Raw genomic sequence first — 3641 nt, 5'->3', positions numbered from 1 at the left:
GAGCCGCTGTCGGCTAAAAACACTTTAGTTAAACTAGGCGGCGTTATATTTACTATTTTTTTGCACAGCTCTACCGCGCTGTTATGTGTAATACCGCCAAACATAATGTGGCTCATATTATTAATTTGCTCAATCATGGCGTTATTTATAACAGGGTGGTTATAGCCATGTATTGCGCTCCACCACGAGGCCATGCCATCGATTAATTGCTCGCCAGTTTCGAGATAAATAATGTTGTGATTTGCATGTGTAACGGGGTATACCGGAATTGGCTTAGTCATCGATGTATATGGGTGCCAAATGTGCTCACGATCAAAATCAAGGTCAATAGTGTTCTTTTTAATCATATGTAAACTTTAACTTGGTGGGCTTCGTTGACAATGGTACTTCAACTCGTAGACTAAGCCAATATCACCGCTGAGAAAAAAATAAGAGAGTATTATGGAACTTGCACCTGTTCGTCACGATTGGACCCACGCTGAAGTTAAAGCATTATTTGAAATGCCATTTAACGATTTACTTTTTAAAGCCGCATCGGTTCACCGTGCTAACTTCAACCCAAATGAAGTGCAAATTTCTACGTTGTTATCAATTAAAACAGGCGCTTGCCCAGAAGATTGTAAGTATTGCCCGCAGTCGGGGCATTACCGAACTGATTTAGAACGCGAACGCTTAATAGAAGTAGAAAAAGTAGTAGAGCAAGCACGCCTTGCTAAACAAAAAGGCGCGACCCGTTTTTGTATGGGCGCTGCATGGTCAGATCCAAAAGACAGAGACATGCCATACATTTCGCAAATGGTTAAAGAAGTAAAAGAGCTAGGGTTAGAAACCTGTATGACGCTAGGCAAACTCACTAACGAAAAAGCCCATGAACTTAGAGACGCAGGGCTTGATTACTACAATCACAACCTTGACACGTCACCTGAGTATTACGAGCAAATTATATCAACCCGTACTTTTCAAGATAGATTAAATACCATTGACCACGTACGCGACGCCGGTATGAAAGTATGCTCGGGCGGAATAGTCGGCATGGGCGAGCAAGCAAGCGACCGCTTTGGACTACTTATGCAACTAGCTAATTTGCCACAACAGCCAGAAAGCGTGCCTATTAATATGCTGGTTAAAGTTAAAGGCACACCGCTTGAAAACGTAGACGATTTAGATCACTTTGAATTTGTACGTACCATAGCAACAGCGCGCATTATGATGCCACACAGCTATGTACGTTTATCGGCAGGGCGTAACGCCATGAACGAGCAAATGCAATCGATGTGCTTTTTTGCAGGCGCTAACTCAATATTTTATGGTGATAAACTACTTACCACCGAGAATCCCGACGCTGATGCCGATATGAACCTAATTAAAAAACTAGGCATGAACCCAGAAAAACGTCACGACTATTCAGACGAAGCAGTAGAAGCCTCGCTTTCATCGCAAGTAGCCGACAAAGCAACGTCTGAATTGTTTTACGAAGCGTAGGCTTTTATATCTATGCCTTTTGATTTTATAAATACGCATCTTGAGGCTCGCCAGCAAGATGCGCTGCTTCGTAAACGCAATGTAGTAGAGCACGCTACAGCGCGCACCATAACGGTTAATAATAAAACCTATCTTAACTTTGCCAGTAATGACTACTTAGGCTTTGGGGATGAGGCTGTAAACCTTAATGACTCCTACGCATTAGGCAGTCACAGCTCTGCATTGGTTACCGGTTATCAGGCGCAGCAAAAAGCGCTTGAACAATACTTATGTGAGCAATTTGGTTATGGCGCAGGAATGCTATTTAACTCAGGGTTTAGCGCTAATAGCAGCGTAATTAAAGCGCTGTTTCAAGATAAAGCGGCTGCACAAAACAGCGCTATTTTTCAAGATAAGTTAAATCATGCAAGTTTGATTGACGGGGCTATGCACTCAAACGCGGCATTAGTGCGTTTTAATCACAACGACATGAATCACTTACGTTCACAGCTCGAAAAATCAAAAGCGCAAAACAAGCTAATTATAAGCGAAGGTGTGTTTTCGATGGATGGCGATACCGCGCCTCTTAAAGAATTACTCGTCTTAGCAAAACAGCACAACGCATGGCTAATGATTGACGACGCACACGGCTTTGGTGCATTAGGTAAAACAGGCTTAGGCAGTTGCGAAGCGTTTATTACTCAAACGCTGCCAGATATATTAGTCATTACTTTTGGTAAAGCAGTGGCTAGTAGTGGCGCGTGTGTATTAGGAAGTAAACAGTTTATTGATTACATGCTGCAGTTTAATCGCGATTACACGTATTCAACCGCCATGTCGCCGCTTATGGCAAGTCACACTCTCGCGCGTATTAAAAACATAAAAACAGCCAATGATAAACGCGATAAGCTAAATGCCAATATTGCATTATTTAAGCAACTCACTAAAACCCATAATATTGCAGTAATGGAATCAAATACAGCCATACAGCCCATTGTATTAGGTTGTGCTGAGCAAACGTTACAAGCGGCAGATAAACTTAAACAACAGGGTATTTGGCTCACTGCAATTAGACCGCCCACGGTTGCACATAACACCTCACGTTTACGCATTACTTTAACCGCCGCACATACCGAGCAAGACATAACGCACTTAGTTAAGCATTTAGTAGGTGCAATAGCATGACTGCTCAGCCAGTATTAAAAACAGATCTAGTGCAAACACAACTTGTAAAACCGTGCCTAGTGAGTAGCGATTCAAATAAAGAATTAAATAAGGAGCCAAATCGAGAGCTAAACAAGGAGCTTAAAAAGTCTACACAAAGTAAGTTTTCAAAGGCGGCGGCGAGTTATAACACCCATGCAAATGTACAAAAACATGCTGCGAGCGATCTATTTGCGCTAATAAAACCAGGCATTAATAAAAATAAGCTTTGTGTTGATTTAGGCGCAGGCCCGCTTGTTAATACACACACATTACAAAGCGTATTTGCAAGCGTTGTGGCAATGGATTTGAGCTTAAACATGTTGCAAAGTAGTGATTTAACCACACCAAAAATATGCGCCGATATGGATAACTTACCGCTACAAGCAAACAGTGTTGATGTTATTTACAGTAATTTTGCAGTGCAGTGGTCTGCTAATTTTTCGGCTTTAATGCAATCACTTTACAGCATATTAAAACCAGGCGGGCAGGCGTACATAAGCACTGTGGTAGAGGGTTCACTAAACGAAATAAAAACAGCCTTTGCCGCGCTTGATTCTAACAGCCATATAAATACCTTTAATAGTGAGCTGCATATAAACCAATCAGTCCAAAATGCAGGGTTTACTATTAATAGCGCTAAAAAACGTATTTACACCGATGAATACACAACACCTTTAAAAGCTATTGCCTCAATTAAGGCTATTGGCGCTACTACGCAAAATCATACCAATACGCGCCAAGGGTTACTTACTAAATCGGCGCTACAAAAAGTATGCAGTGCGTATCCGCTTATAAATAACAAAGCATGTGTGTCTTATCATGTGGTGCTGTTATCATTACAAAAACACTAAATAAGTCCAAAGACATTAAAGGCAACGCATGAAAGAATTTTTTATAACAGGCACCGACACCGATGCCGGAAAAACCCACGTTACCAGTTTGCTACTAAAGTTACTTGCCCAACATAAAAAACA

4 protein-coding genes and 1 pseudogene are annotated in these 3641 nt (G+C 41.5%); 4 read left to right on the top strand and 1 reads right to left on the bottom strand.

The window, feature by feature from the left end:
- Window positions 1-347 (bottom strand): aminotransferase class III-fold pyridoxal phosphate-dependent enzyme (locus L652_RS0103245; protein WP_029770140.1); only part of this gene is annotated, 347 nt, incomplete at its 3' end.
- 94 nt (window positions 348-441) lie between these two features.
- Between L652_RS0103245 and bioB the strand changes: the two genes are divergently transcribed.
- The 4 genes and pseudogenes from bioB to L652_RS1000000125285 form a co-directional block, all read left to right on the top strand.
- Window positions 442-1482: a biotin synthase BioB gene (gene bioB, locus L652_RS0103240; RefSeq protein WP_024594991.1), complete on the top strand. Its 1041-nt coding sequence runs from the start codon at window positions 442-444 to the stop codon at window positions 1480-1482.
- A gap of 12 nt (window positions 1483-1494) precedes the next feature.
- The gene (locus tag L652_RS0103235) at window positions 1495-2646 is read left to right on the top strand and encodes an 8-amino-7-oxononanoate synthase (RefSeq protein WP_024594990.1); all 1152 of its coding nucleotides are present in this window, start codon (window positions 1495-1497) and stop codon (window positions 2644-2646) included.
- On the top strand, window positions 2643-3518 hold the full coding sequence (locus L652_RS0103230) for a methyltransferase domain-containing protein (protein WP_024594989.1): 876 nt from the start codon (window positions 2643-2645) through the stop codon (window positions 3516-3518). The genes L652_RS0103235 and L652_RS0103230 overlap by 4 nt, the downstream gene beginning before the upstream one ends.
- Before the next feature lie 28 nt (window positions 3519-3546).
- Window positions 3547-3641 (top strand): annotated as a pseudogene (locus L652_RS1000000125285) (dethiobiotin synthase); the annotation flags it as partial.

Source organism: Pseudoalteromonas sp. TB25, from assembly GCF_000497995.1.
In the GTDB taxonomy this organism is placed as follows: Bacteria; Pseudomonadota; Gammaproteobacteria; order Enterobacterales; family Alteromonadaceae; genus Pseudoalteromonas; species Pseudoalteromonas distincta.
Note: the sequence above shows the minus strand (reverse complement) of the source record. Positions and strands in the feature narration are given on the sequence as shown.